Below are 26,128 nucleotides of genomic sequence, written 5' to 3' on the forward strand. Positions count from 1 at the left end.
CTTCAAACACCCGGACCAAAAAACAACAGGCCGCTCTCGAACGAGGCAGGCCTGTTTGGGTCACACCACAAATTGTCTGTATCTCGTCGCTGCCGAGCAGTTACGCTCCCAGCGACCAAGGCGCCGACGCCAGTCATCTCTGTTCATCGGCTCACTGCGGAACACCACCCCGTCGTCGCCGTGCAGAAACGAGCACGACAGCGAGCGCGCAAACTATCAGACTCAGGCCGCCAGGCTCCGGCACGGTGGGCGAACGCTCGACCACGACGCGCATCGGATCGCCCGAAGTCACCGAGGCGTACTGAAACTCGGTCAGAGCCGCATCGGTCAGCGACGACGGACCGGCCCCTTGCTCGAAGCCGATTTCGTAGCTACCGGGAGCCGCGTTGGCGAGAATGTTGAACGAGGCCGAGAGCAAAACACCTTGCGCCAAGCGGTTGAGGAGCGTTTGCGGATCGAGCCCGGAATTCAGGTCAGCCCAATCAAACCGATAGAAGCCGCCTGAAGCGTCATGGTTAACCGTCAGATCCGGCGGCAAGCTGGCCAGAAAACTGGTCAGTCCGATCGGTGCATCGGCGCCAAACCTCAACGTGGAACTGGCTGGATCAAAGCTCAGCGGGGCAGCGCCCCAGTTCAGCACCAGGTTCCAGCCAATGAGCGAGCCCATGTCCACGCTGGCTGGAGAATCCGGCACGATGCGCATCGTCGTGGTCACGGTACTGCCCGGCAAACCGCTCGCAGAAGTCGCGGTGACGACCGGCGAGGCGACGGCAGCTCCCGAGCAAAGCAGCAACCCGAGAGCGAAACAGGCGGTCAGGGAACGGATTTGGGAAAACATGTGTTGACCTCTTTTCGGCAAAGACAGCAAGCAAACTTCCATGGTTGATCTATTAGCAAGATTCGCACCACACAGCCCATTCGATGTTAACTCAATCGGGTCGAATGCACTGGGAGCGCGCCGCCCGGGTCAACTGTAAAAAAACTCGACACACTTTACGTCGGCCACCCATCGCTCTCTATCTGGATCGCCGCTGCCCGCAATGTACTAAGTCGCATCGCGCCGGGCTCGGCGGTCAGCGCAAATCCGTCGTTTGCGCGCCCGCCGACCGACGCTTGGCGACGGCCGACGGCGCAAGACGAGCGGGCGGCAGGCACGCTGGGCCAGGCTCACGTCGGCGGGACGTAACCCTGCACGCGATCTGCCCCGCTACCGAAGAAGTGCTGCTCCATCTGTTCCGCCAGGTACTTCCGGTGCGCGGCGTCCGCCAGATTCAAGCGGTTCTCGTTAATGATCATCGTCTGCATGCGCACCCACTGCTGCCAAGCCTCTTTCGAGACGCTGTCATAGATCCGCTTGCCGAGCTGGCCCGGATAGGGCGGCAGGTCCAGTCCTTCTGCCGGACGGCCAAGCTTGACGCAATCAACCATTCTTGTCATGTCACCGACTCCTCATCCCGCTGCAACGGCAACCCGACCGCCTACCGACGGCGGCCACACGCACCGCTACAGATCTTTCACCAAAACACTCGATCGACGCTGCAGATTGTAGACCAGGCGCTTCTCGACCGGCAGATCATCAACCGAACGAACCGCGAAACCGCGCTCCTTGAACCAATGCGAGGTTACCGTGGTCAGGACGAAAAGGCTTCTGACGCCAACGGCGCGCGCGCGCGCCTCAATCCGCTTCATCAGGAGCGCGCCATAGCCCCAACGCCGATAGTGAGCATGAACCGCCAGGCAGGCAAGCTCAGCCTGGTCTTCCCCATACGGATAGAGCGCGGCACAACCGACGATCATGCCGTCGTGTTCAACGACGGAAAAGCGATTGATCTCGCGCTCGAGCAACTCGCGCGAACGACGTACCAGCGCGCCGATCTCCTCGAGCGGCTCGATCAGGGCGACCAGACCGCCAATGTCGTCGGGCCGCGCTTCGCGCAGTTGCTCGAGCGCTTCGCGCGTGATCACCGTGCCCACGCCGTCGTGCGTGAATAGTTCGCGCAGCAGCGCGCCATCCTCGCCATAGCCGATCAGGTGGACCCGCCCGACTCCAGCCCGACTGGCGCGTACGGCAGGCGGCAGATAGCGTTTCAGATCGGCCGACAACCAGTCGCCAATGCTGATCAGCCGTTGCGCCCCTTCTACCGTCAACTCTTTGAGCAGCACGCGGTCGATATCGCTGGCACCCCGACTGTCGGTAAGAAAGATCAGCTTGTCGGCAAGCAACTCGGTGGCCACGGTTTCAGCCACCTCTTCCATCGGAAGATTGAAAATTTCGCCCGTCCGGCTTGAGGCGATACACGACAGGAGAACGATGTTGCCCAGGGCAAGCTGGGCGCGGATGCCCTCGCCGTCGATCTTCCTCACCTGACCCGAATACTGCAGATCGACCCCGTCGACGACGCCAACCGGCTTCGCCGTAATGAAGTTTCCGCCAACTACCCGAATCGTGCTGTTGGCCATCGGCGTATCAGCCAATCCCTGTGACAGCAGCGCCTCGATTTCGACGTAAATCCTGCCCACGGCATCAATCACGCAGCCGAGCGCGGCGGCGTCGGTAACGCGGTAGTTGCCGTGGTAAACCGATTCCAGTCCGCGCTCGCGCAGCAGCTTCTCGATTTGCGGGCGCGCCCCGTGCACGAGCACGAGGCGTACCCCCAAAGCAGCCAGCAAGTTGACGTCGTAGGCCAGCGTGCGCGCCAGCTGTCCGGCGATTGCCTTGCCGCCGAAGGCGACGAGGAATGTCTTGCCGCGAAACAGGTTGACGTACGGGGCGACCGAGCGAAACCAGACGACAAACGGGTTGGAGCTCAAGTCTTCAGGCATCGCACACCCCGTACAAAGCCATCGCTACTTGCCTTTGTCGGACTTGGCGTGCTTGACCTTGTCGGCCTTCGACTCCTTGACCTTCTCGCCCTTCGCCTCGCGCGTCGCCTCGTGTGCTTCGTCCTTGGCCTTCTCCGCTTCCGGATCGGCTGGTTCTTCGCTTTTCGCCCCCTTGCCCTCATCCGCCTTGGCTGGTTCGACACGGCCGTCTTTGCTGGCGGGCAGCGGCGGCAGCTTCAGCGGATCGACCTTCAGTTCCTTTTCAAGGCGTTCGCACAGGGTACGCAGAACCTTGACACGAGCAAACAGCTTGTCGTTCGCTTCAACCAGAATCCACGGCGCCGTACCGGAACTCGTGCGATCGATCATGTCGCAGACTGCCTCGTGATAGGCGCCCGCCTTCTCCCGGTTGCGCCAGTCCTCCTCCGTGATCTTGAAGCGTTTGTGCTCGACCTTGGCCCGCTCGTCGAAGCGCCGGAGTTGCTCGTCGTCGCTGATCTGCAGCCAGAACTTGACGACGATGCCGCCGGCCCGCCACAAATCGTGCTCGAAATCATTGATCTCGGCATACGCACGCAACCAGTCGGCCTGACTGCAAAAGCCTTCCACCCGCTCGACGAGGACGCGACCGTACCACGTGCGGTCGAAGATGACCACCCGGCCCAGACGCGGCATGTGCCGCCAGAAGCGCCAGAGGTAGGGCTGGGCACGCTCCTCCTCGGTCGGCGCGGCGATCGGAATGATCTGGTATTGGCGCGCATCCATCGCCGAAATGATTCTCCGGATGGCGCCTCCCTTGCCGGCCGCGTCCGATCCTTCAAAAGCAAGAATGAGCGCCCGCTTGCTGAACTCGGGATGGCGCAGGAGTTCAGCCAGACGCCCTTGCCAGGCCGAGAGCTGGCTCTCGTATTCCTTCTTGACCAGACTTTGCGTCATGTCGAGGGAACTCAGCACATCAAGGCTGTCGATGCGCGGCGACACCGGCGGGGCAACCGGCGAGCTCTGCTCGCGCTTGTCCGCCAGTCGTTTCTGCAGCGATTCGAGGATCGTCTTGCCGATGGTCAGCGAGCGATAGCGGTCGTCGGTCCCCTCGACGATAATCCATGGTGCCCATGGCGTGTTCGTCGTGCGCAGCAAATGTCCCGCCACTTCCTGCAGCTTGTCATAGGTCTTCAGGCGATCCCAACTGGCTTTGGTCACTCGCCAACGGGTCAGCGGATTCGCTTCGATCGACTTCAAGCGCTCGCGCTGAGCGTCCTTCGACAGGTGCACCCAGAACTTGAGAACGAGTGCCCCTTCATTGACCAGCATCGCCTCAAAGCGGTTGAGCTGATCCATGCGCTGATCGAAATCGCTGCGCGACACCGTGTTGTTGATGCGTTCGGTAATCGGCTGCGAGTACCACGAGCCAACGAAGATGCCGACCCGGCCCTTGGGCGGCAGAGCGCGCCAGTAGCGCCACATCGAAGGACGCGCACGTTCATCGGCGGTCGGCTCCGAGAAGGCGTGCGCGGACAGATAGCGCGGGTCCATCCACTCGTAAAGCGTGTTGATGGTTTCGCCTTTGCCCGATCCGTCGACGCCGGTGATCAGCACGATGACGGGAAAGGTGCCGTTCTCGCGCAAGTGATGCTGTGCCTCAAGCAATGCGGCGCGCAGCTTGGGTTCTTCTGCGCGGTAGGTCTCCTTATCGATCTTGTGTCCCAATTCTGCCGATTCAAACATCTGTCGTCTCCTCCTTCAAGTCACCCCACAAAAACTGGATTGCCGCTAGGGCAGCCAGGCCAGCCGTCTCGGTGCGCAGAATCCGCGGCCCCAAGCGCACCGAAATGAAACCGGCAACCTCCGCCAGTTTCGATTCCTCAGGCGCCAGACCACCCTCGGCGCCAACCAGCAACTCAAGCCTGCCACCCGCCCGCGCAAGCGCCGGGCCGGGCAGCGAGGCCAACGAACAAGGTGCTCCCGGACTGAGCGCAAGACGCAAGGCGCCGTCATCGACCAGGCGCGCGAGCCAACCGTCGAGACGCTCCGGGAGCGCCACCTCGGGCACGCGGTTGCGCCCGCACTGCGCGCACGCGGCGAGCACGATACCCTGCCAATGGTCGACGCGCCGGGCCGCACGCTCGCCAGCAAGGGCAACCGCGCTGCGCCGCGAGACGACGGGGACGATGCGCGTCACACCGAGTTCGACGGCCTTCTGCACCGTCAAATCCATCTTGGCGCCAGTCTGCAGCGCCTGAACAAGGGTGACCGCCAAAGGCGACTCTCGCTCGCGCGGCAGCCACGTGCGCAACTCGACGACCAGTTGCACACGCCCGACCCCGACAATGCGTGCATCATACTCGCCGCCGGTGCCGTCGAACACGGTCAAACTGTCGCCTCGACGCAGCCGCAAAACCCTTGCCGCGTGCTGCGCGGCCTGCGCCGGCATTTCGACGTGCGCACCAACGGCCAGCGGTGGAGGACAAAAAAAGCGGGGGCCACTCACCGTGGTATTATAAGAGTTTCCCTGTCCGATGTCGTTTTGATGTCGTTCTGATGTCGTTTGTTTGGAGGCAGTGCGGTCATGGCGCTCAGCGCACCGGTCTGTAACTTTGGCTGGCAAGCCGTCGATTTCGAGCTCGCGGATACCCGTGGGACGCGCCACACGCTGGCCTCGCTACGCGGACCGAGTGGCCTCTTGCTGATGTTCATCTGCAACCACTGCCCGTATGTCAAAGCGGTAATCGACCGCATCTGCTGCGACGCGCGCGAGGTGCAGAAACTCGGCTTCGGCGTTGCTGCCGTGATGAGCAACGACGCCATCGAATACCCGGAGGATTCCCTCGCCAACATGCAACGCGTGGCCAGTGAAATGGACTTCCCGTTTCCTTACCTGCATGACGACACGCAGCGTGTCGCGCGCGCGTATGGCGCCGTGTGCACACCCGACTTCTTTGGCTTCAACGCCGACCTGAAGCTCCAGTATCGCGGCCGCCTCGACGCCAGCGGGCGCCTTCCGGCGCCGGCTGGCTGCCGCCGTGAACTCGTCGAGGCGATGCGCCTGATCGCCGAAACCGGCGGCGGACCGCGCGAGCAGAATGCCAGCATCGGTTGTTCGATCAAGTGGCGAGCTGGCGGCGAGCCTGCATGAATGCGCTGAACGCCAATTCGCAAGTGGCCACCCTGGTGACCGATGGTGAACTCAAACGGATGCTCGACGCAACCGTTGCCTTGGTGCGCGAAGTGGCGCAGCGCGAGATCATGCCACGCTTTTTGCGCGTCAGTCACGGGCAGCGCAAGGACGATGGTTCCCTCTGTTCCGAGGCGGATCTGGCCGCCGAACAGTTCCTTCATGGCCGTCTGCAGGAAGTCTGTCCGTGTCCGGTGATCGGCGAGGAAATGCCGCCGGCAGCGCAACAGGCCGGCTGGCACAATGGCAGCCAGGACCAGCTCGGCGTCTGGTGCATCGATCCGATTGACGGGACGACCAATTTCATCAACGGTCTGCCTTGCTTTGCCGTCTCCATCGCCTGGATACGGCAGGGACGGACCCGCCTGGCAGTAACCTTCAATCCGATCACGGACGAGATGTTTTATGCCCGCGAGGGCAACGGCGCCTACCTCAACGGCCGCCGCCTGCCGTTGCGTGAGGTGACAGGCGACATCCGGCGCGCCGTCGGCGGCGTGGATTTCAAGCGCATCCCGAAACAGCTCGCCGACCGGATTGCCGTCAGCCCGCCGTTTTTTTCGCAGCGCAACTTCGGCAGTTCGACGCTCGACTGGTGCAACCTGGCCGCCGGCCGCCTCGACCTCTACCTGCATGGCGGCCAGATGCTCTGGGACTACGCCGCCGGCAGCCTGATACTGCGCGAGGCCGGCGGGCAGATGTGTACGCTCACCGAAGACGACTATGATGCGGAGGAGGTCTGGCGTCGCCCGGTGATCGCCGCACTGAATCCGGAAGTCTTCGTCGCCTGGCGCGACTGGGTCCGGCAGAACACCTGAATGCCACCGGCAAGCGTTCTGCTGCCCGCCTGCACGAGGCGGCGCCGATTCTGCCGCGTTCGGCAGAATGGGGAATCCAGGCAGCGCAGACATGGACATCCTGGGCAAGGCCTGAACGCGCTGCTCCGCCCGGCTGGACGAACGATGCGTCGTCACACGCACCGGCGAGGCCAGTGATGACGGCGCTCTGGAGCGTCCTTGCCCTCTGCTTGGTATTCGTTCTCGGTGCGGCGATCCCGCTCCTGCGCGATCGTTACAACGACCGAACGCCACCGCTGAAGAGGCCGGAGACGCTGCGCGATTGGCGTCGCCAAGCTTCCGACCAGCCGGACGAGCCATCCCGTTGAGCCCGCTGCGGCGCGCCATGTCGACCACTTCCCGACTCGGCGCCGGATAGCACGGGTAAGCGGCCCGGCCGACGCGCCGGAGTGCCCACGAGCGCGAGGCGATCATCGCCATCGCTCCACACGCACACCCCGCCGGCGTCATCGGCGACCGTTCGGGGCCGCGCGCTGAGTCGTTCAACACGCAGCCGGTTCGCGCCAGCACCCGACCTTGCTGGGCGCCAGTTGGTCGTCGCCATGCCGTGTCGTGCACCGGTAGATGGCAATCCGAACGAGCGCTCGCGATCGACGCCAGCCGGCGCGATTCCCAATAGCCCGCCGGCCATAGTAGAATCGCTTGCAGTCGTCCAGCCGTCTCTTCCCCTGGTCATTCCCAGCTCGCTCCGAGTCGCATACCGTCCTCCCGGGACAGGAACGCAAGCCGCACGCGCAGCTCGAGAACGAAGCACCTGCCATCTTCCATGCGCAGCGTGCATTTGTTCACGGCTTGCCAGCAATCGCGATGATAGCCTTCGTCTCCGAGGTTTGCCGTTGCCTTGCCAGCGTGGGGGATCGCGGGATCCATGGCCAGCAGCAAGGTAGTCGAAGGCGGTAGGCAGCGTATGCTTGCGAGGGGTCGATCGTGATTAAGGTGTTCAATCATTGGTTTCACCGGAAGACTGTTGCTCAAGTCGGCATCGATCTGGTCTTCCCGGTTGCCTGTGTTCTGCTGGCTGCGCTGTGGATCGAGCGCAGCCGCGAGTTCGGGCTCGACAAGGTCGCTTTCTATGCAGTGACCTTCGCGCTTACAATGACGGCTATCAATGCGTGGTTGGGGTTTTATCAGCGCGTGCACTGCCGCACCCGGACCGAAACACAAGCACGTGCCGTTCTCTCACTCTACCTAGCCATACCGCTTGCCTACGTCGCATTCTCGATGGTTTCGGTTGCCGAAGTCGATCGCGGCTTCATGCTGCTCTCAGGCCTGTCGGCACTCTTCGCCACACTCGTGCATCGCGTCTATTCGGCGCACCACCGGACGGGCTCGCTGATGAGCCACCGGGTATTGGTTTTCGGCGTTGGCGATGAGGCGGAGCACGTCAGCCGCGTGCTGCGCGAATCCGACCCGGACATCCAGATCGTCGGCTTTTACCCCTGTCCGTCGGACGCCGAGCCGGCAGTTCCGCCGCGCGAGATCCTGCCGCGCGAAGTTTCGCTGCTCGACACCGCGCATTCGCTCAAGGTACACGAGATCATCGTCGCCGTGCGCGAGCGGCGGGGCGGAGCACTCCCTTTGCGCGAACTGCTGGATTGCAAGTTGTCCGGCGTCAAGGTACTCGACCTGCCTACTTATTTCGAGCGGGCGCTCGGACAGATCAGACTCGACTCGCTGCGTGTGGGCTGGCTGATCTTCGGTGATGGCTTCCGGCAAAACTGGCGGCGAGCCGCCGTCAAACGCTTGTTCGACATCATCGTGGCGTCGATTCTCTTGCTGCTCGCGCTGCCCATCATGCTGATCACCGCGGTCATGGTGCTGGTCGAAGACGGCTTCCCCATTTTCTACCGCCAGGAGCGCGTCGGTCTCGGCGGCCGTCTGTTCAAGGTCGTCAAGTTTCGCAGCATGCGCAACGACGCCGAAAGCGACGGAACACCGCGCTGGGCGACCGCCAACGACGATCGCGTCACACGTGTCGGTCGCTTCATCCGGAAAGTCCGGATCGACGAACTGCCGCAGCTCTACAGTGTGCTCACCGGCGACATGAGCCTTGTCGGTCCGCGGCCTGAGCGTCCATACTTTGTCGATAAGCTGACCCGCGACATCCCGTTCTACGCCGTTCGCCACAGCATGAAACCAGGCATCACCGGCTGGGCGCAAGTACGCTACCACTACGGTTCGACGGTTGATGACTCGATTCAGAAAACTCAGTACGACTTGTACTACGTCAAGAACCACACTCTTTTTCTTGATATAGTTGTTCTCTTTCAAACAGTCGGCGTCGTGCTCAGCGGCAAAGGCGCCCAGTGACAAAGTCCGGCGTAATCATGACTTGCGCGGACAGATGAGAATTTCGGAGGTCTGTCGGCGGTGATGGACGGAAAATTGATGCTCATCCATGCGTGGAGCTACGGACTGGCGTCGGCAGCGGCGGCTTTCCTGACGCTCTACCTTGCCTCCACCTGGCGCGCCGGGCGGCGCAGCCGGACGATGTTTGTCGCCGTCGCTATCTCCACCGTCTGGGCCGTACTCGGATTGGCGTTCTCGCTGACCGGCCAGATGCTTTTCCTGGCCGGCCATGTCCTGATCGATCCGTTCCGTTTCGCCGGCTGGTACGCCTTCCTCCTCTTGCTGATCACCCCCGAAACGGCCGAGGAGCGGCGCTTTCCCGAGCGTTTCGCCTGGCTGCGCGGGCTCGCGCTGCTGCTCTTCGCGGTCGGTGTCGGTGGGCAGGCGCTCTATCTGTTCAGCGTCAGCCTGTTTGTCCCGGCACAACGCCTCGTTCTCTTTTCGTCACTGGCGATGAGCGTTTTCGGGCTCGTTCTCATCGAACAGCTCTTCCGCAACGTCGCACCGGAGTCGCGCTGGAGCATCAAACCCTTGTGCATCGGACTCGGGGCAGTTTTCGCGTTCGACCTCTACCTCTACTCGGATGCGCTGCTGTTCAATCGGATAGACCCGGACGCCGCCAGTGCGCGCGGGTTTGCTCACGCGCTCGGCTTGTCGGTCGCAGTCCTCTCGGCAACCCGCAGCCACTCGTGGAAGAGAAAACTGGTCATGTCGCGCCGCGCCGCGCTGCAGTCGGCAACCCTGGTCATCGTCGGTCTCTACCTGCTTTTCATGGCGTCGGCGGGCTACTATGTTCGCCTCTTCGGCGGCGAATGGGGACGCGCCCTGCAAGCAGCGTTCGTCTTTGCTGCGCTGCTCATTCTCGCTGCCCTCACCGTCTCAGGCTCGATGCGCGCTACGCTGAAGGTTCTGGTGGGCAAGCACTTCTTTTCCTACCGCTACGACTACCGGGAAGAGTGGCTTCGCTTCACCCAGACGCTGTCGATTCAAGGTGGGTTTACCGGTCTCGGGCAGCATGTCGTGCGCGGCCTCGCCGACATGGTCGAGAGCCCTGGCGGAGCGCTCTGGCTACAGGATCCAAACGAGCGCTTCTTCGCCCAGACCGCCTGCTGGAACGTCCCCAACCTTTCGGCAACCGAGGATCAGGGCGGCCCCCTATGCCGCTTTCTGGTCGAAAGCGGCTGGGTCATCAACATGGAGGAGTATCGCTCGCTACCGCGCCGCTACGACGGCTTGGCACTTCCGTCATGGTTGGTCGAAATGCCCGACGCCTGGCTGATCGTCCCCTTGACCGCAGGCGTCGATCTGATCGGATTCGTTGTCCTGACTACCGCCCGGACGCGGATTGACGTGAATTGGGAGGTGAACGATCTGCTGAAGACCGCCGGCAGACAGGCTGGCGCTTTTCTCGGCCAGATGCAGGCGAGCGAAGCGCTCCTTGAAGCACGCAAGTTCGATTCCTTCAACCGGATGTCGGCATTCGTGGTACACGATCTCAAGAACGTCGTCGCACAGTTGTCGCTGATGCTCAAGAATGCCGAGCGCCATCGGGGTAACCCCGAGTTTCAGGAGGACATGCTGATGACCGTACAGCACTCGGTCGAGCGCATGCGGCAGTTGATGATGCAGTTGCGCCAGGAAGCAACGCCGCTCGACGGACCGCGCGGAGTCGATCTGGCCGATGTCGTGCGGCGTGTCCAGGCTGCCAAGGCGGGCCAGGGTCGGACTGTCGACCTGACCATCGAGGATCGCCCGATCGCGCGCGGGCACGAGGATCGGATTGAACGCGTCATCGGCCACCTGGTGCAGAACGCCCTGGACGCGACCGACGCAGGCGGCGGCCAGGTGTGGGTCCGATTGGCCCGCGAGGGAGCGCACGCGCTCGTCGAGGTCGGCGACACCGGCCATGGAATGAGCCCGGACTTCGTCCGCGAGCGTCTGTTCAAGCCGTTCCAGACGACCAAGCCGACGGGCATGGGGATCGGTGCCTACGAGAGTTTCCAGTACGTTCATGAACTCGGGGGCAAACTCACTGTAGACAGTGCGGTCAACGTAGGTACTCAGGTGGATCTTCTCCTGCCCCTGGTCGACACCGACGAGCAGGTCCAGTCACAAGCGTCATCGAGAGACCACGCATGAGCGCCGAGAAGCAACCCTATCTACTGATCGTCGAAGATGATCGGGCCCTGCAGAAACAGCTTCGCTGGGCCTTCGACCAGTATGAGACGATAACCGCTGACGATCGTGAGAGTGCGCTCGTCCAGATGCGCCGTTACCAACCGCCGGTGATCACGATGGACCTCGGGCTCCCGCCGGACCCGGATTCGGTTTCCGAGGGATTCAAACTGCTTGACGAGATCCTCAGTACGGCGCCCGATACCAAGATCATCGTACTTACCGGGCAGAACGATCGCGCGAACGCCTTGCGCGCCGTTGCCCTGGGCGCCTATGACTTTTTCGCCAAGCCCTTTGAAGTCGAAATGCTCGGCCTGACGCTGCAACGCGCCTACCGCCTGCACGAGTTGCAGCAGGAACTCAGGCGATTGCAGGCGATGCAGCAGCCCGACTTCCTGTCCGGCCTGATCACCCGCGACCCGGACTTGTTGCGCGTTTGTCGAACCATCGAGCGAGTCGCCGTCACCGACGCAACCGTGTTGCTGCTTGGCGAAAGCGGCACGGGCAAGGAACTCCTGGCGCGCGGTGTGCATGACTTGTCACCACGCAGCCGCGAGCGATTCATCGCGATAAATTGTGCGGCGATCCCCGACAACCTCCTGGAAAGTGAGCTTTTCGGCTACGAGAGAGGCGCTTTCACCGGTGCCGCGAAAACGACCATCGGCAAGATCGAGACGGCCAACAAGGGAACCTTGATGCTCGACGAGATCGGCGACTTGCCCCACGCTCTGCAGGCGAAGCTGTTGCGCTTCCTGCAGGAGCGCGTCATCGAAAGGATCGGAGGGCGGCAGGAGATTCCGGTGAACGTCCGCATCGTCTGCGCGACGCACCAGGATCTGAAATCGCTGATCAACGACGGCCGCTTCCGCGAGGACCTGTACTACCGGCTGGCGGAAATCGTTGTTACCATTCCGCCTCTGCGTGCGCGGTCAGGCGACGCAGTTTTGCTGGCACACGCGTTTGTCCGTCGTTTCGCCGAGGAGCAGAACCGCGGCGGGCTTTCCCTGCGCGAGGACGCGCTGCATGCGATCGAGGCGCACAAATGGCCAGGAAATGTGCGCGAGCTGGAAAACTGCATCAAACGCGCCGTGATCATGGCCGATGGCAACCAGATTACGGCGGCCGATCTGGGTTTGGCCAGCGGGCCGGGAAACGAAAAGGCCGTACTCGATCTGCGCCATGCGCGCGACGACGCCGAGCGCCGGGTGATCATCACCGCGCTGGCGCGCGCAGACGGCAATGTCGTAAAAGCGGCAGAACTGCTTGGCGTCAGCCGGCCGACGCTCTACGACATGATGCATCGATTTGGTTTGAAGTGACTTTTCTCTCGAAGTTGATTCTCTGGCTGGAGGCCTGATGAATACTCGTAACTCGCTGCGTGCGTTGCGCCACACTGGCGTTTCGGCAATTCTGGCGGCGCTTCTCGTGGCGGGGTGCGGCAGCAATAGCCCGGATAGCGTAATGGCGTCGGCCAAGGACTACTTGGCGAAGAACGATCCGAAGGGCGCCGTCATCCAGTTGAAGAATGCCTTGCAGAAGAACCCGGATCTAGCCGAAGCGCGTTTCCTGCTCGGCAAGGCGTTGCTCGATACCGGCGATCCGACGGGTGCCGAAGTCGAATTGCGCAAGGCGGAAAACCTCGGCCATCCGGCCGAACAGGTGGTTCCGCTGCTGGCGCGCACCTTGCTGGCCCTCGGTCAGGCCGAGAAGGTGAGCAAGGATCTGAGCAAGACGGAACTGACCACGCCGGCGGCCAAGGCCGACCTGCAGGCGTCGATCGGTCAGGCGTACATGATGCAGGGCAAGCTCGAACTGGCTGAGGCCGCATTCACTGCTGCCCTTGCCGCGCAACCCGACTATCCGCCTGCCGTACTCGGTGAGGCAAGACTGAAGGCCAGCCGCAACGACTTTCAGGGAGCGCTCGTACTCCTTGAATCGGCCCTGGAAAAGTCGCCAAAACTCTACGAAGCGTGGCTGCTCAAGGGCGAGTTGCTGAACGTGCAGGGGAATCCGGAGGGAGCCCTGCAAGCCTTCCGGAAGGCTGTCGAAGCGAAGCCCGACCATCTCGCGGCACATTCGAGGATCGTCGGGCAGCTCCTGTCTACCGGCAACATCGAGGACGCCAACAAGCAGGTCGAAGCAATGAAGCAGGTGGCCCCCAACCACCCGCGAACGCTTTACCAGAGCGCCCTCCTGGCCTACCAGAAAAAGGATTTGCCAAAGGCGCGCGAGACCATACAGATGATGCTCAGGCTGGTTCCCGAAAGCCCGCTTGGGCTGCAACTCGCCGGCGCCATCGAGTACGAGCTGAAGGCCTATCCGCAAGCGGAAGCCTATCTGGTGAAAGCGGTGTCCAAGACGCCCGAGCTTGGCATTGCGCGCCGCTTGCTGATTGGTAACTACCTGCGGGCCGGCCAACCGATGAAGGCGCAAGCCGTGCTCGAACCCGTGCTCGACAAGATCGACAAGGATTCCAACATGCTCGCCCTGGCCGGGCAGGTATTCATGCAGACCGGGCAGGTCGAGAAAGCGGGCACCTACTTCGCCAAAGCTGCTGCGCTCGATCCGAAAAATGCTGGCAAACGGACCTCATTAGCCCTGGTCAACCTGGCACGAGGTGATTCCGAAGGTGCCTTCCGTGACCTCGAAGAGGTCGCCGCAACAGACACCGGGAGCCGTGCCGACCTGGCCCTGATCGCCGCCCACATCCAGCGCCGTGAGTTCGACGCAGCCCTCAAGGCGATTGCGGCGCTCGAGAAGAAGCAGCCCAATCAACCGCTGCCGCACAATCTGCGCGGCGCAGCGCTGCTCGGCAAGCGCGACATCGCTGGCGCGCGCAAGAGCTTCGAGCAGGCTCTGACGATCGATCCGGCGCACTACCCGGCGGCGGCCAACCTGGCGAAGCTCGACCTCAGTGAGAAGAACCCCGAAGCGGCCCGCAAGCGTTTTGAATCTGTGCTCGCCAAGGACCCGAAAAACCTGTCGGCCCACCTGGCACTGGCCCAGATGGCCGCCAACGCAGGCGGCAGCACCGAAGACGTGGCGGCCCTGATCCGCAAGGCGATCGCCGCCAATCCGACGGATACGACAGCCCGCCAGGCGCTGATTGCGCACTACCTGTCGCGCAAGGAGATGAAGAGTGCGCTGTCGGCTGCTCAGGATGCGATCGCGGCTATCCCGGACAAGCCGGAACTCCTCGACATGGCGGCTCGTGCGCAACAAGCGGCTGGCGATCACAATCAGGCGTTGGCAACCCTGGGCAAGCTGGCTGCGATCAATGCCGACTCCCCCGTCCCCTACCTGCGGATGGCTGAGGTCGAAATGGCGACAAAGAACAAGGACGCCGCCGAGCAGAGCTTGCATAAGGCGCTCAAGATCAAGCCTGACTCGCTGGAAGCGCAGCGCGGACTGATGATGCTCGAGATCTCCCGCAACCGCACCAAGGAGGCTTTGGCGATCGCCCACGAGGTCCAGCGCCAAAGGCCCAAGGAGGCGATCGGCTACCGTTTCGAGGGTGATGCTCAGGCAACGAAGAAGGCGTGGCCGGAAGCCATCGCCGCGTATACCAAAGGTCTCAAAGCCGTTCCCGATTCGACTGAGCTGGCGGTCAGGCTGCACGCCGCCCAGCGCTCCGCCAACAGCCCGGCAGCAGCCGACAAACTGGCCGAAGCATGGCTGAAGGAGCATCCCAAGGATGCCAGCTACAGGCTCTACCTGGCCGAGGACGCCGGCCTGCGCAAGGACTACGCAAGCGCCGCGAGGTACTACCGCAACGTGCTTGAACTGCAGCCCAACACGCCAGCCGTCCTCAACAACCTGGCCTGGGCAAGTGGCCAGATCAAGGATCCGAAGGCGCTCGAATACGCCGAAAAGGCTAACAAGCTCGCCCCCGACCAGCCTGCCCTGATGGACACGCTGGCGGTTCTCCTGACCGACAAGGGGGAGACTACGCGCGCCATCGAGCTATTCAAGAAGGCACTCGAGAAGACGCCTGAGGCCCAGCAGATTCGTCTGAACTACGCCAGAGCCCTGCTCAAGGCGGGCCAGAAGAACGCAGCCAAGAGCGAACTCGACCAGCTGGCCAGACTCGGCGACAAATTCCCGCAACAGGCCGAGGTCAATCAGCTCATGCAAGGGCTGTAGGCCGCCAAGGCTCTACGCACCTCGAAACGGCGCCACCCAAGAAACATAAGATATTGAAAGGTAGATGATTTATGACGATAGTCGCGGTAGTGGGTCTAGGTTACGTGGGATTGCCACTGGCTGTCGAGTTCGGCAAGACGCGCCGAACGATCGGTTTTGATCTGTCGGAAAGCAAGATTGCCTGCTACCGTCGTAAAGTCGATCCGACCGGCGAAGTCAGCAGTGACGACCTCGCCGCGGCGACCTATCTTGAGGTAGGCACCGACCCGCAGGCGCTGGCGGAAGCCGATTTCGTCATCGTCGCCGTACCGACTCCGGTCGACCAGGCGCACCAACCCGATTTCAGCCCGCTCGCCGGGTCGTCGGAAGCCGTCGGCAGATACCTCAAGAAGGGAGCGACAATCGTTTTCGAGTCGACCGTCTACCCGGGGGCAACCGAGGAAATCTGCATCCCGATCATCGAGAAGTTCTCGGGAATGAAATGGAAACAGGATTTCTTCGTCGGCTACTCGCCGGAAAGGATCAACCCGGGCGACAAGGAGCGAACGCTGACGAAGATTGTCAAGGTGGTTTCTGGCGACACCCCGGAAACGCTTGAACGAGTCCGCGCCATGTACGCCAGCATTATCAAGGCGGGCGTGTATTCGGCGTCGAGCATCAAGGTTGCTGAAGCGGCCAAGGTGATCGAGAACACCCAACGCGATCTTAACATTGCGTTGATGAACGAACTGGCCATCATCTTTGATCGCATCGGCATTGACACGCTGGAGGTGCTGGAAGCCGCCGGCAGCAAGTGGAACTTCCTGCCTTTCCGGCCGGGACTGGTCGGCGGCCATTGCATCGGGGTCGATCCCTACTATCTGACGCACAAGGCGGAAATGCTGGGTTATCACCCGGAGGTGATCAACGCGGGCCGCCGAATCAACGACGGAATGGGCAAGTTCATTGCCGAGCGTACCGTCAAGCAGATGATTCGCAACGGCTGGCAGGTCAAGAACGCACCGATCATCGTTCTCGGGCTGACCTTCAAGGAAGACTGCCCCGATCTGCGCAATTCACGAGTGATCGACGTGATCCGCGAGTTGGAGTCGTACGGCGCGCGGGTCATCGTGCACGAGCCGGTGGCTGATCGCGACGAGGCGCGCCATGAATACGGCGTCGAGCTCGTTGCCTGGGAGCAGTTGCCGCGCGCAGCGGCGATCGTTGCTGCGGTAGCGCATCGCCAGTTCAAGGAGCGCCCGTTGGCTGATTTTGCCGACAAGCTGCAGGCGAATGGCGTTCTCACCGACGTCAAGAGCATGTTCAATGAAGAGTCGCTGGCCGCGCACGGCATCAGCGTGTGGCGCCTCTAGGACGACGCAAGGCGCACTGCGAACACTTTTTCCGGACACTCTTGTGCTCCCTGCTGATCGGTTCCCATGAAGCTCCCGTTTTCATCCTCTTTGCCAGCCCGCCGCGCCGTTCTCGTTGGCAGCCTCCTGCTTGCCGCAGCGCTACCGCTGGCCGCCGCCGACAACGTGCGCACAGAAGCCGACGCCGAGCGCCTCGCCGCCCTGCGCAAGGAGGCGCTGAGCTACGAGCACGGAGAAGGCGTGCCCAAGGACTACGCGCGAGCAGCCAAGCTGTATTGCGATGGCGCCCGCCTGGGCGACGCCGAAGCGCAGTTCAATCTTGGTTGGATGTACGCCAACGGGCGCGGCGTGGAACGTGATGATGCACGTGCCGCGTACTTCTTTGCCCTTGCCGCAAAGCAGGGACACCCACACGCAGCACGCATGAGCCGTTTCGTCGGCAGCCCGACAACCACCACACCGGAGTGCATGCGACCACCGGAGATGCCCGAGATCCCGGCCGAACCGGTGCTGCCTACCAGTGAGGCACAGAAGAAGGTGATCGGTCTGGTCAACCAGTTGGCGCCGGAATACGGCGTCAGCCCACGTCTCGCTTTGGCGGTGATTCAGACTGAATCAAACTTCAATTCCCAGGCCTTGTCGAATAAGAATGCACAGGGTCTGATGCAGCTGATTCCCGATACCTCGGCGCGTTTCAACGTGAAAAAGCCTTTCGACCCCGAGCAGAATCTGCGTGGCGGACTGGCCTACCTGCGTTGGCTTCTGGCCTATTTCGAAGGCGATGTCAGCCTGGTGGCCGCCGCCTACAATGCCGGCGAGGGCGCCGTAAACCGCTATCGCGGCGTACCTCCGTATGCCGAGACGCGTGGCTACGTCAAGCGGATCATCAGCCTTTTCCGACGCGACGACCATCCCTACGACGCTCGGGTAACCAACCCCTCACCCGAGTTGCCGCGCATCCGTTTGCTGAAAGGATCCTAGGCATCCAAACAGCGACGCAAGCTCGCCGGTCCGAGTTGACCTTCGCGCACCGGCGACAGCAGCGCCGGTTGGGCTTCGTTTGGCTGCTGCTCCTCGCGCTCGCCCGATTGGCCTTCGCCGACACCGACCTGCCGCAAATCATCGAACGAACCAAACCCTCGATCGTCGCCATCGGCACCTATCAGGCAACGCGCAGCCCACAGTTTGTCATGCGCGGCACGGGCTTCGTCGTCGGCGATGGCAGACACGTTGCAACCAATGCTCACGTCCTGGCCGAACTGACCGATATTGCAGCCGGGCAAATGCTGGTCATCCTCGCACAGACTCCGGCGCGCGTAACGCAACAGCGGGCAGCCCGGGTCAGCGTCATCGACCAGGCGCATGACCTGGCCCTCTTGCGGATCGACGGCAGCCCACTACCGGCGCTCGAGCTGCACAGCTCGGGCCCGGTGCGGGAAGGACAAGCGGTCGCCTTTACCGGCTTTCCGATCGGCGGAGTGCTCGGCCTGTCGCCAGTGACGCATCGCGGCATCATCTCTTCGATCACGCCAATTGCCCTGCCCGGAGCCAACGCCGGGCAACTCAACGCGAAGCTTGTGCGGCAAATCAGGGACGGTAGTTTCGACATCTATCAGCTTGACGCAACCGCCTACCCAGGGAACAGCGGCGGCCCGCTCTACGAAATGAGCCGCGGCGAGGTCATCGGCATCATCAACATGGTTTTCGTCAAGGATCGGAAGGAATCGACGCTCAGCAAGCCATCCGGAATTAGCTTTGCCATCCCGGTGCACTTCCTGCGCGAGCTGTTGCGCCAGGTCGCCAACTGAGCGATCGCAATCGGGTGGCAGGGCGCGCCGCGGCTTGCCGACAGGCTGGACAAGACGCGCAGAAGAGACGAAAACCCGGCCGACATGGGCGGCAGCGCGCGCTTCCCTGGCAAGCGACGTGCGCTCCCGTCGAGCGGATAATTTCCCGCCGCTCGCCTTGGCGGTCGGTCGCTGGCGCTCGCATCTGGTAGCATGCCGGGTGACTTCGACGAACTGCACAACACCACTTTGCTGGCCGACACCTTTTCTGCCGATGGCCCGCTCGCCGCGGGCATCCCCGGCTACCGCCTGCGCCGTCAGCAGATCGAGTTAGCGGAGTGTATCGCCGCAGCGATCGCCGAACACCGCGTGCTGGTCGCCGAGGCGGGAACGGGAACCGGAAAGACTTACGCTTACCTCGTCCCCGCTCTCCTTTCGGGCGGCAAGGTGATCGTTTCAACCGGTACCAAGAACCTCCAGGATCAACTCTTCACGCGCGACATTCCGACCATCCGCCGAGCGCTTGCTTCGTCGGCCAAGGTTGCGCTGCTCAAGGGCCGCGCCAACTACGTCTGCCACTACCACCTGGCACGCGCCCTTGCCGAGGGCCGCTTTCTTTCGCGCGAAGATGCTGCGTATGCACAGAGCGTTGCCCGTTTCGCCAAACGGACCGTTTCCGGCGACAAGGCGGAATGTCCGGATGTTCCCGAGAGTGCCGTCGTCTGGAGCCTGTTGACCTCGACGCGCGACAACTGCCTCGGGCAGGACTGCCCGCATCACAAGGAGTGCTTCGTCCTCGCCGCGCGCCGCGAGGCGATGGCAGCCGATCTGGTGGTGGTCAATCATCACTTATTTTTCGCCGACGTCATGTTGCGCGACGAGGGTTCGGCCGAGCTGCTGCCGGCGTGCAACACGGTAATCTTCGATGAAGCGCACCAGTTGCCGGAAGTCGCCAGCCTGTTCTTCGGCGAAAGCGTGTCCACGGCGCAGCTGGTCGAGCTGGCGCGCGACACCCGGCTCGAGGCGGCAGCGGGCGCACGTGACTGCCTTGATCTTCCCGCGCACTGTACCAGCCTCGACAAGCTCGCCAAGGACTGGCGTCTGAGCCTGCCCGTCGAGCCGGCGCGGCATGCGTTGGCGCAGCTTGCCGGCCGCCCGACATTCGCCACGGCGCTTTCGGCTGTACTCGAAGCACTGGAAGCGCTGACCCGCCTCCTCGCCACCCAGGCCGAGCGCAGCGACGGGCTGATGAACTGCTGGCAGCGCGCCACCGATCTGCTCATTCGCCTGCGCAACTGGCAGGCCGGCGACAGCCACGACAAGGTGCGCTGGGCAGAGACCTATACACACGCGCTGCAGCTCAACGCGACACCACTGGTGATCGCCGACATCATGCAGAAGCAGATGAGCGGACGACCACGCGCCTGGGTGTTCACCTCGGCAACGCTCGCCGTGCAAAATGATCTCACCCACTACTGCCGCGAAATGGGCCTGACCGATGCGCAATCGGCCCGTTGGGAAAGCCCTTTCGACTACCCGCGGCAAGCGCTGCTCTATGCGCCGATGAATCTGCCCGAGCCCAATACCAGCGACTACTGCGCGGCCGTGGTTCGCGCCGCATTCCCGCTCGTCGAAGCGAGCCAGGGACGCGCCTTCTTCCTGTGCACCTCGCTGCGCGCCATGCGTCAAGTGCACGAATTGCTGCTCAGCGAATTGAGCCGCGCCGGACTCGACCTGCCCTTGCTGCTGCAAGGCGAGCAGAGCAAGAACGAACTGCTCGAGCGCTTCCGGCGTCTGGGCAACGCCATCCTGATCGGTAGCCAGAGTTTCTGGGAAGGGGTAGACGTGCGTGGCCAGGCGCTTTCACTGGTGGTCATCGACAAGCTTCCCTTCGCGCCGCCGGACGATCCGGTACTCTCGGCGCGAATCGACAAGCTCCGACGCGAAGGTCGCAACCCTTTCCTCGAATACCAGTTGCCGCGCACCGTGATCAACGTCAAGCAGGGCGCAGGACGGCTGATACGCGACGAAACCGACCGCGGCGTCTTGATGATCTGTGATCCGCGGATGATCGGCAAGCATTACGGCAAGCGCATCTGGCGCAGCCTGCCACCGATGCGCAGGACGCGCGAGCTGTCCGAGGCCGTTGCTTTCTTCACCGACCAGGAAGCCCACTGAAGCGCATGAACAACGAAATCTGCCCGGCATTAGGCGTAGCGCATCCGGCTGACGGCCCGGCCCGACCCGACTTTGCGCGGCCAAGCCCGCACCGACTCGGCGGCGAGCCCGATTTCCTGCGCCTCGAGCGAGCAGCCGGCCAACACGCACTGCGCGCCGACCCGCGCTACGCAACGCGCGCCAATCTCTTTGCCGACAGCACGGTGCATGCTAGCAGCGAACACCTCCGACTGATGGCGCGCACGGTTGCTGCCGTCGAGCACGTTGCAGTGCTGCCGGCGTTTCGCCAGCGCGTGCTGGCTCATGCAATGCCGATTGCCCAGCATCCCCCGCGCTGCGCCGGAGTGTTCCTCGGTTACGACTTTCATCTGACGACGAACGGCCCCCGGCTGATCGAAATCAACACGAATGCCGGCGGCCCACTCCTCAACACCCTCCTGCTCGCCAGCCCGCCCGCCGACCCATGCGCGCCCACCACGATGCACGCGGCCGCCGCCCGGATCGAAGCGGTCTTCATTGCCATGTTCCGCGAGGAATGGCGACTTGCTCAGCCAGGAGGCGAGGGGCGCCCGTTGCGCCGAATCGCCATCGTTGATCGAGAGCCGGCGGCACAATACCTGGCGCCGGAGTTCGAGCTGTTCCGGCATTTCTTCGAGGCGCATGGCATCGCCGCGCTCATTGCCGACCCGCGTGAATTGTCTTTTGACGGGCAACGCCTGAGTTGTCGCGGCGACCGGATCGACCTGGTCTACAACCGGCTGACCGACTTCGTCCTGCACGACCCGCAGCATGCCGTGTTGCGTGCGGCCTATCTGGCCGATGCCATCGTCCTCACGCCGCATCCGCAAAGCCACGCGCTGTTTGCCGACAAGCGAAACCTCGTAGCGCTCGCCGACAGCGACTGGCTGGAACGAATCGGGGTCGCCGACGACGATCGCGAAATCCTGGCGGCGACCATTCCTCAGACCGCAGCGGTCCGGCCAGACAACGCCGAAGCCTTCTGGCGCAGTCGCCGTCAATGGTTCTTCAAACCGGCGGCCGGCTTCGGCAGCAAGGCGGCGTATCGCGGCGACAAGTTGACGCGCCGCGTTTTCGGCGAGATCGTTGCGCACGGCGGCTACGTCGCACAGGAAGTCGTCGCGGCGCCCGAGCGGCAGGTGGCTGCCGACGGCGTGGCCGAGCACTTCAGGATCGATCTGCGCAACTACGTTTATCAGGGGCACGTCCAACTCGTTGCGGCACGCCTCTATCGCGGGCAGACGACGAACTTCCGGACGCCGGGCGGCGGCTTTGCTGCCGTCTTCCCGCTCGCCGGGTCCAGCAGAAAGGACAGCCGCACATGAAGCTTTTCGGCATCGCCGGCTACTCGGGTTCGGGCAAGACGAGCCTGATCGAAAACACGTTGCCCCTGTTGACCGCGCACGGCCTGCGCGTTTCGGTGCTCAAGCACACCCACCACGACTTCGACATCGACCGGCCAGGCAAGGATTCATACCGTCATCGGCAGGCGGGCGCGCACGAGGTCCTGCTGGCGGGCAGCGCCCGCTGGGTCCTGTTGAAGGAGTTGCGCGCAGCGCCCGAACCGACGCTGAGCGAATACGTCGCGCGCTTTGCGCCGTGCGATCTCGTCCTGGTCGAAGGTTTCAAGAAGGAGGCCATACCCAAGCTGGAAGTCCATCGACCGGTGACGGGTCAGCCGCCCTTGTGGCCCGACGACGCTCAGATCGTCGCCGTCGCCTCGGACAGCCCTCCGCCCGGTAACCTGCGGGCAGGAGTCGCCTGGCTGGATGTCAACGACGCACCGACGATCGCGCGCTACATTCTCGCCCGCGCTATGCCACTGGCCATGGCGATCGACTGAGGACAGTGCGCACAAACGAGCAAGGAGGCAAGGACGAATGCTGAGGATTCTCTATTTTGCCGGGCTGCGCGAGCAGCTTGCGACGAGCCAGGAAGAACTGCCCCTGCCGGCCGGTGTTGGCGATGTCGCAGGTCTGCTCGACTTCCTCGCCGCACGCGGTGGCAAATGGCAACAACTGCGACGTGCCCGGAACCTGCGCTGTGCGGTCAACCAGGAAATGGCTCGCTTCGATTGTCCTTTGCGCGGCGACGAGGAACTTGCCTTCTTCCCCCCGGTGACCGGAGGCTGAAATGCAAGTCCGCGTGCAGGAGAATGATTTCGAGGTCGCCACAGAACTCGCGGCAATCCGCCGCAACCGGCCGCAGATCGGTGCCATCGCCTGTTTCGTCGGTCTTGTACGAGACATCAGCGAGCACAGCGAAGTCAGCGAACTGACCCTGGAACACTATCCCGGGATGACCGAAAAGGCACTCCAGGTGATTGTCGACCAGGCAGCGCAACGCTGGCAGATCATCGACGCACGGGTCGTACACCGCGTCGGCCGGCTACGGCCCAGCGATCAGATCGTCCTGGTCGCCGTCGCCACTGAGCATCGTGGCGACGCTTTCGCCGCCTGCGAGTTCATCATCGATGACCTGAAGACACGCGCCCCGTTCTGGAAGCGCGAGGTCACGCCGAGCGGAGCGCGCTGGGTCGAAGCGCGCCAGGCCGACGAGCAGGCGAGCGAGCGCTGGCGACCTTGAGCGAGCGAACAGCGGGTCGTTGACTTGGCGCAGAACGTCCCCATTTCTGCGCCATCTCACCGACTTCCCGCAAGGACAAGACCATGCGTTTCGACAAGCTGACCAGCAAATTCCAGCAAGCCCTGGCCGATGCCCAAAGCCTCGCCATCGGGCAAGACAACCAGATGATCGAGCCGCAGCATCTGCTGCTCGCCTTGCTGCAACAGGACGACGCAGCAACCGCTTCACTGTTGGCGCGCGCCGGGGTCAATGTGCCGCCGTTGCGAGCATCGCTGAGCCAGGCCGTTGGCCGGCTGCCGAAAGTCCAGGGGCATGGCGGCGAAGTTCAGATCGGTCGCGATCTGAGCAATCTGCTCAACCTGACCGAGCGCGAAGCACAGAAGCGGGGCGACCAGTTCATCGCCTCCGAGCTATTTCTGCTCGCGCTGTGCGACGACAAGGGCGAATGCGGCCGTCTGGCAAAACAGCACGGACTGGTCAGGCAGGCGCTCGAACAGGCGATCAGCGCAGTGCGCGGCGGGCAATCCATCGACAACCAGGAGGCTGAAGGGCAGCGCCAATCGCTCAGCAAGTACTGCATCGACCTTACCGAACGCGCACGCCTGGGCAAGCTCGACCCGGTCATCGGGCGCGACGACGAAATTCGGCGGACCATCCAGATTCTCCAGCGGCGGACGAAGAACAACCCGGTACTGATCGGTGAACCAGGAGTGGGCAAGACGGCGATCGTCGAAGGTCTGGCGCAGCGTATCGTCAATGGTGAAGTCCCTGAAACGCTGAAAGGCAAGAAGGTGCTCAGCCTCGACATGGCGGCACTGCTCGCCGGCGCCAAGTATCGCGGCGAGTTCGAGGAGCGGCTGAAAGCCGTGCTCAAGGAAATCGCCCAGGACGAAGGCCGGATCATCGTCTTCATCGACGAACTGCACACCATGGTCGGCGCCGGCAAGGCGGAGGGCGCGATCGACGCCGGCAACATGCTGAAGCCGGCGCTGGCGCGCGGTGATCTGCATTGCGTCGGCGCAACAACGCTCGACGAGTACCGCAAGTACATCGAAAAGGACGCGGCGCTCGAGCGGCGTTTCCAGAAGGTCCTGGTCGACGAACCGACGGTCGAATCGACGATCGCCATCCTGCGTGGCCTGCGCGAGAAGTACGAGCTGCACCACGGAGTCGACATCACCGATCCGGCGATCGTCGCCGCGGCCGAGCTCTCGCAGCGCTACATCACCGACCGCTTCCTGCCCGACAAGGCGATCGATCTGATCGACGAAGCGGCAGCGCGGATCAAGATGGAGATCGACTCCAAGCCGGAGGCGATGGACAAGCTGGATCGGCGGATGATCCAGCTCAAGATCGAGCGCGAAGCGGTGCGCAAGGAGCGCGACGAAGCCTCGAAGAAGCGCATGCACCTGATCGAGGAAGAACTCGTCAAGCTCGAGCGCGAATACAGCGACCTGGACGAAATCTGGAAAGCGGAAAAGGCACAGGTCCAGGGTAGCGCGCAGATCAAGGAGGAAATCGACAAGCTGAAGCTGGAGCTTGCGCACCTGCAACGCGACAACAAGTGGGACAAGGTGGCGGAAATCCAGTACGGCCGTCTGCCGCAGCTCGAAGCGCAACTGAGCGCCGCTGAAAAGCCGGACGGTGGGCAGCGGCCGAACCGGCTCCTGCGTACCGAGGTCGGCACCGAGGAAGTCGCCGAAGTCGTCTCGCGTGCGACCGGGATTCCAGTCGCCAAGATGATGCAGGGCGAGCGTGAGAAGCTGCTGCAGATGGAGGAGCGAATCCACCAGCGCGTCGTCGGCCAGGACGAAGCGGTACGCTTGGTGGCCAACGCGATTCGTCGTTCACGCGCCGGGCTGGCCGATCCGAACCGACCGTACGGATCCTTCCTCTTTCTCGGCCCGACCGGTGTCGGCAAGACCGAACTGTGCAAGGCGCTGGCCGCTTTCCTGTTCGACTCGGACGAACACATGATCCGCGTCGACATGAGCGAATTCATGGAGAAGCACTCGGTGTCGCGCCTGATCGGCGCACCACCGGGCTATGTCGGCTACGAAGAAGGCGGCTACCTGACCGAAGCGGTGCGCCGCAAGCCCTACTCGGTCGTTCTGCTCGACGAAGTGGAAAAAGCGCACCAGGATGTCTTCAACGTCCTGCTCCAGGTGCTCGACGACGGCCGCATGACCGACGGTCACGGACGGACGGTCGACTTCAAGAACACGGTTATCGTGATGACCTCGAACCTCGGCAGCCAGATGATCCAGCAGATGGCCGGCGACGACTACCAGCTCGTCAAGCTGGCGGTGATGGGCGAAGTGAAGACCAGCTTCCGGCCCGAGTTCATCAATCGCATCGACGAAGTGATCGTCTTCCATGCGCTCGACGAGCAGCACATCCGTTCAATCGCCACGATCCAGCTCGCTTACCTGAAGCAGCGTCTGGCCCAGCTCGACCTGTCGCTCGAAATCAGCGACAGCGCTTTGGCCGAAGTCGCGAGCGCCGGTTTCGATCCGGTCTATGGCGCGCGCCCATTGAAGCGGGCGATCCAATCGCAAATTGAAGACCCCTTGGCGCGCGCGATCCTCGAAGGGCGTTTTGCCGCCGGCGAAACGATACGCATCGCCAGCAGCGGCGGCAGCATGCGCTTCGAGAAAGCCTGACCAAGGCCGCGCCAGGGTCGCCGAACAG

21 protein-coding genes are annotated in these 26,128 nt (G+C 62.9%); 16 read left to right on the plus strand and 5 right to left on the minus strand.

Going from position 1 to position 26,128, the window contains the following annotated elements:
• Positions 1-151: 151 nt before the first annotated feature.
• Positions 152-667 (minus strand): hypothetical protein, encoded by a 516-nt coding sequence (locus Q1L59_RS10635; protein WP_300332006.1) that lies wholly within the window; start codon positions 665-667, stop codon positions 152-154.
• Here Q1L59_RS10635 and Q1L59_RS10640 point away from each other — a divergent pair.
• A complete protein-coding gene (locus tag Q1L59_RS10640) occupies positions 666-845 on the plus strand; it encodes a hypothetical protein (protein WP_300332009.1) in 180 nt (59 codons plus the stop codon). The two genes, Q1L59_RS10635 and Q1L59_RS10640, sit on opposite strands and share 2 nt — an antisense overlap.
• 322 nt (positions 846-1,167) lie before the next feature.
• Here the strand turns inward: Q1L59_RS10640 and Q1L59_RS10645 are convergent, their stop codons facing one another.
• From Q1L59_RS10645 to Q1L59_RS10660, 4 genes are all read right to left on the minus strand, one after another.
• Entirely contained in the window at positions 1,168-1,437 is a 270-nt protein-coding gene (locus Q1L59_RS10645) for an oxidative damage protection protein (protein WP_300332012.1), read from the minus strand.
• Between the two features lie 66 nt (positions 1,438-1,503).
• Positions 1,504-2,823: an amino-acid N-acetyltransferase gene (argA, locus tag Q1L59_RS10650; protein WP_300332014.1), complete on the minus strand. Its 1,320-nt coding sequence runs from the start codon at positions 2,821-2,823 to the stop codon at positions 1,504-1,506.
• A 24-nt stretch (positions 2,824-2,847) separates the two neighbouring features.
• Positions 2,848-4,548: a polyphosphate:AMP phosphotransferase gene (gene pap, locus Q1L59_RS10655; protein ID WP_300332017.1), complete on the minus strand. Its 1,701-nt coding sequence runs from the start codon at positions 4,546-4,548 to the stop codon at positions 2,848-2,850.
• Positions 4,541-5,311 (minus strand): 16S rRNA (uracil(1498)-N(3))-methyltransferase, encoded by a 771-nt coding sequence (locus Q1L59_RS10660; protein ID WP_300332019.1) that lies wholly within the window; start codon positions 5,309-5,311, stop codon positions 4,541-4,543. Before Q1L59_RS10660 ends, pap begins: the two co-directional genes overlap by 8 nt.
• Before the next feature lie 78 nt (positions 5,312-5,389).
• Between Q1L59_RS10660 and Q1L59_RS10665 the strand changes: the two genes are divergently transcribed.
• The 15 genes from Q1L59_RS10665 to clpB all read left to right on the plus strand — a co-directional run bounded on the left by Q1L59_RS10665 (position 5,390) and on the right by clpB (position 26,100).
• Entirely contained in the window at positions 5,390-5,956 is a 567-nt protein-coding gene (locus Q1L59_RS10665) for a thioredoxin family protein (protein ID WP_300332022.1), read from the plus strand.
• Positions 5,953-6,810 (plus strand): inositol monophosphatase family protein, encoded by an 858-nt coding sequence (locus Q1L59_RS10670; protein WP_366145647.1) that lies wholly within the window; start codon positions 5,953-5,955, stop codon positions 6,808-6,810. Before Q1L59_RS10665 ends, Q1L59_RS10670 begins: the two co-directional genes overlap by 4 nt.
• A gap of 966 nt (positions 6,811-7,776) precedes the next feature.
• Positions 7,777-9,159: a TIGR03013 family XrtA/PEP-CTERM system glycosyltransferase gene (locus tag Q1L59_RS10675; RefSeq protein ID WP_300332025.1), complete on the plus strand. Its 1,383-nt coding sequence runs from the start codon at positions 7,777-7,779 to the stop codon at positions 9,157-9,159.
• A gap of 78 nt (positions 9,160-9,237) precedes the next feature.
• Positions 9,238-11,337 carry an XrtA/PEP-CTERM system histidine kinase PrsK gene (gene prsK, locus Q1L59_RS10680; RefSeq protein ID WP_300332027.1) on the plus strand — a complete coding sequence of 700 codons (2,100 nt, stop codon included), beginning with the start codon at positions 9,238-9,240 and terminating at the stop codon, positions 11,335-11,337.
• Positions 11,334-12,692, plus strand: a complete 1,359-nt coding sequence (prsR, locus tag Q1L59_RS10685) for a PEP-CTERM-box response regulator transcription factor (protein WP_300332029.1) — start codon at positions 11,334-11,336, stop codon at positions 12,690-12,692. Before prsK ends, prsR begins: the two co-directional genes overlap by 4 nt.
• Before the next feature lie 37 nt (positions 12,693-12,729).
• Positions 12,730-15,516, plus strand: a complete 2,787-nt coding sequence (gene prsT / locus Q1L59_RS10690) for an XrtA/PEP-CTERM system TPR-repeat protein PrsT (RefSeq protein ID WP_300332031.1) — start codon at positions 12,730-12,732, stop codon at positions 15,514-15,516.
• 71 nt (positions 15,517-15,587) lie between these two features.
• Positions 15,588-16,868: a nucleotide sugar dehydrogenase gene (locus Q1L59_RS10695; protein WP_300332033.1), complete on the plus strand. Its 1,281-nt coding sequence runs from the start codon at positions 15,588-15,590 to the stop codon at positions 16,866-16,868.
• Between the two features lie 66 nt (positions 16,869-16,934).
• Positions 16,935-17,849 carry a transglycosylase SLT domain-containing protein gene (locus tag Q1L59_RS10700; protein WP_300332035.1) on the plus strand — a complete coding sequence of 305 codons (915 nt, stop codon included), beginning with the start codon at positions 16,935-16,937 and terminating at the stop codon, positions 17,847-17,849.
• Positions 17,850-17,917: 68 nt separating this feature from the next.
• Positions 17,918-18,676 carry a serine protease gene (locus tag Q1L59_RS10705; RefSeq protein ID WP_300332037.1) on the plus strand — a complete coding sequence of 253 codons (759 nt, stop codon included), beginning with the start codon at positions 17,918-17,920 and terminating at the stop codon, positions 18,674-18,676.
• 192 nt (positions 18,677-18,868) lie between these two features.
• A complete protein-coding gene (locus Q1L59_RS10710; RefSeq protein ID WP_300332039.1) occupies positions 18,869-20,833 on the plus strand; it encodes an ATP-dependent DNA helicase in 1,965 nt (654 codons plus the stop codon).
• A 5-nt stretch (positions 20,834-20,838) separates the two neighbouring features.
• Positions 20,839-22,176, plus strand: coding sequence for a hypothetical protein (locus Q1L59_RS10715; RefSeq protein ID WP_300332040.1), 1,338 nt, complete (start codon positions 20,839-20,841; stop codon positions 22,174-22,176).
• The gene (gene mobB, locus Q1L59_RS10720) at positions 22,173-22,694 is read left to right on the plus strand and encodes a molybdopterin-guanine dinucleotide biosynthesis protein B (RefSeq protein ID WP_300332042.1); all 522 of its coding nucleotides are present in this window, start codon (positions 22,173-22,175) and stop codon (positions 22,692-22,694) included. Before Q1L59_RS10715 ends, mobB begins: the two co-directional genes overlap by 4 nt.
• A 37-nt stretch (positions 22,695-22,731) precedes the next feature.
• Positions 22,732-22,983 carry a molybdopterin converting factor subunit 1 gene (gene moaD, locus Q1L59_RS10725; protein ID WP_300332043.1) on the plus strand — a complete coding sequence of 84 codons (252 nt, stop codon included), beginning with the start codon at positions 22,732-22,734 and terminating at the stop codon, positions 22,981-22,983.
• A gap of 1 nt (position 22,984) precedes the next feature.
• Positions 22,985-23,437 carry a molybdenum cofactor biosynthesis protein MoaE gene (locus Q1L59_RS10730; protein ID WP_300332045.1) on the plus strand — a complete coding sequence of 151 codons (453 nt, stop codon included), beginning with the start codon at positions 22,985-22,987 and terminating at the stop codon, positions 23,435-23,437.
• A gap of 83 nt (positions 23,438-23,520) precedes the next feature.
• A complete protein-coding gene (gene clpB / locus Q1L59_RS10735) occupies positions 23,521-26,100 on the plus strand; it encodes an ATP-dependent chaperone ClpB (RefSeq protein ID WP_300332046.1) in 2,580 nt (859 codons plus the stop codon).
• Positions 26,101-26,128: the final 28 nt, after the last annotated feature.

Origin of the sequence: Accumulibacter sp., from assembly GCF_029255125.1 — a bacterium.
Classification (GTDB): Bacteria; Pseudomonadota; Gammaproteobacteria; order Burkholderiales; family Rhodocyclaceae; genus Accumulibacter.

Coding starts and splice junctions, on each gene's coding strand:
- Q1L59_RS10710 (WP_300332039.1), top strand. CDS start 18,869: ATGCCGGGTGACTTCGACGAACTGCACAACACCACTTTGCTGGCCGAC.
- moaD (WP_300332043.1), top strand. CDS start 22,732: ATGCTGAGGATTCTCTATTTTGCCGGGCTGCGCGAGCAGCTTGCGACG.
- Q1L59_RS10695 (WP_300332033.1), top strand. CDS start 15,588: ATGACGATAGTCGCGGTAGTGGGTCTAGGTTACGTGGGATTGCCACTG.
- pap (WP_300332017.1), bottom strand. CDS start 4,548: ATGTTTGAATCGGCAGAATTGGGACACAAGATCGATAAGGAGACCTAC.
- Q1L59_RS10640 (WP_300332009.1), top strand. CDS start 666: ATGTCCACGCTGGCTGGAGAATCCGGCACGATGCGCATCGTCGTGGTC.
- clpB (WP_300332046.1), top strand. CDS start 23,521: ATGCGTTTCGACAAGCTGACCAGCAAATTCCAGCAAGCCCTGGCCGAT.
- argA (WP_300332014.1), bottom strand. CDS start 2,823: ATGCCTGAAGACTTGAGCTCCAACCCGTTTGTCGTCTGGTTTCGCTCG.
- Q1L59_RS10635 (WP_300332006.1), bottom strand. CDS start 667: ATGGGCTCGCTCATTGGCTGGAACCTGGTGCTGAACTGGGGCGCTGCC.
- Q1L59_RS10700 (WP_300332035.1), top strand. CDS start 16,935: ATGAAGCTCCCGTTTTCATCCTCTTTGCCAGCCCGCCGCGCCGTTCTC.
- mobB (WP_300332042.1), top strand. CDS start 22,173: ATGAAGCTTTTCGGCATCGCCGGCTACTCGGGTTCGGGCAAGACGAGC.
- Q1L59_RS10715 (WP_300332040.1), top strand. CDS start 20,839: ATGAACAACGAAATCTGCCCGGCATTAGGCGTAGCGCATCCGGCTGAC.
- Q1L59_RS10670 (WP_366145647.1), top strand. CDS start 5,953: ATGAATGCGCTGAACGCCAATTCGCAAGTGGCCACCCTGGTGACCGAT.
- Q1L59_RS10730 (WP_300332045.1), top strand. CDS start 22,985: ATGCAAGTCCGCGTGCAGGAGAATGATTTCGAGGTCGCCACAGAACTC.
- Q1L59_RS10645 (WP_300332012.1), bottom strand. CDS start 1,437: ATGACAAGAATGGTTGATTGCGTCAAGCTTGGCCGTCCGGCAGAAGGA.
- prsK (WP_300332027.1), top strand. CDS start 9,238: ATGCTCATCCATGCGTGGAGCTACGGACTGGCGTCGGCAGCGGCGGCT.
- Q1L59_RS10665 (WP_300332022.1), top strand. CDS start 5,390: ATGGCGCTCAGCGCACCGGTCTGTAACTTTGGCTGGCAAGCCGTCGAT.
- prsT (WP_300332031.1), top strand. CDS start 12,730: ATGAATACTCGTAACTCGCTGCGTGCGTTGCGCCACACTGGCGTTTCG.
- prsR (WP_300332029.1), top strand. CDS start 11,334: ATGAGCGCCGAGAAGCAACCCTATCTACTGATCGTCGAAGATGATCGG.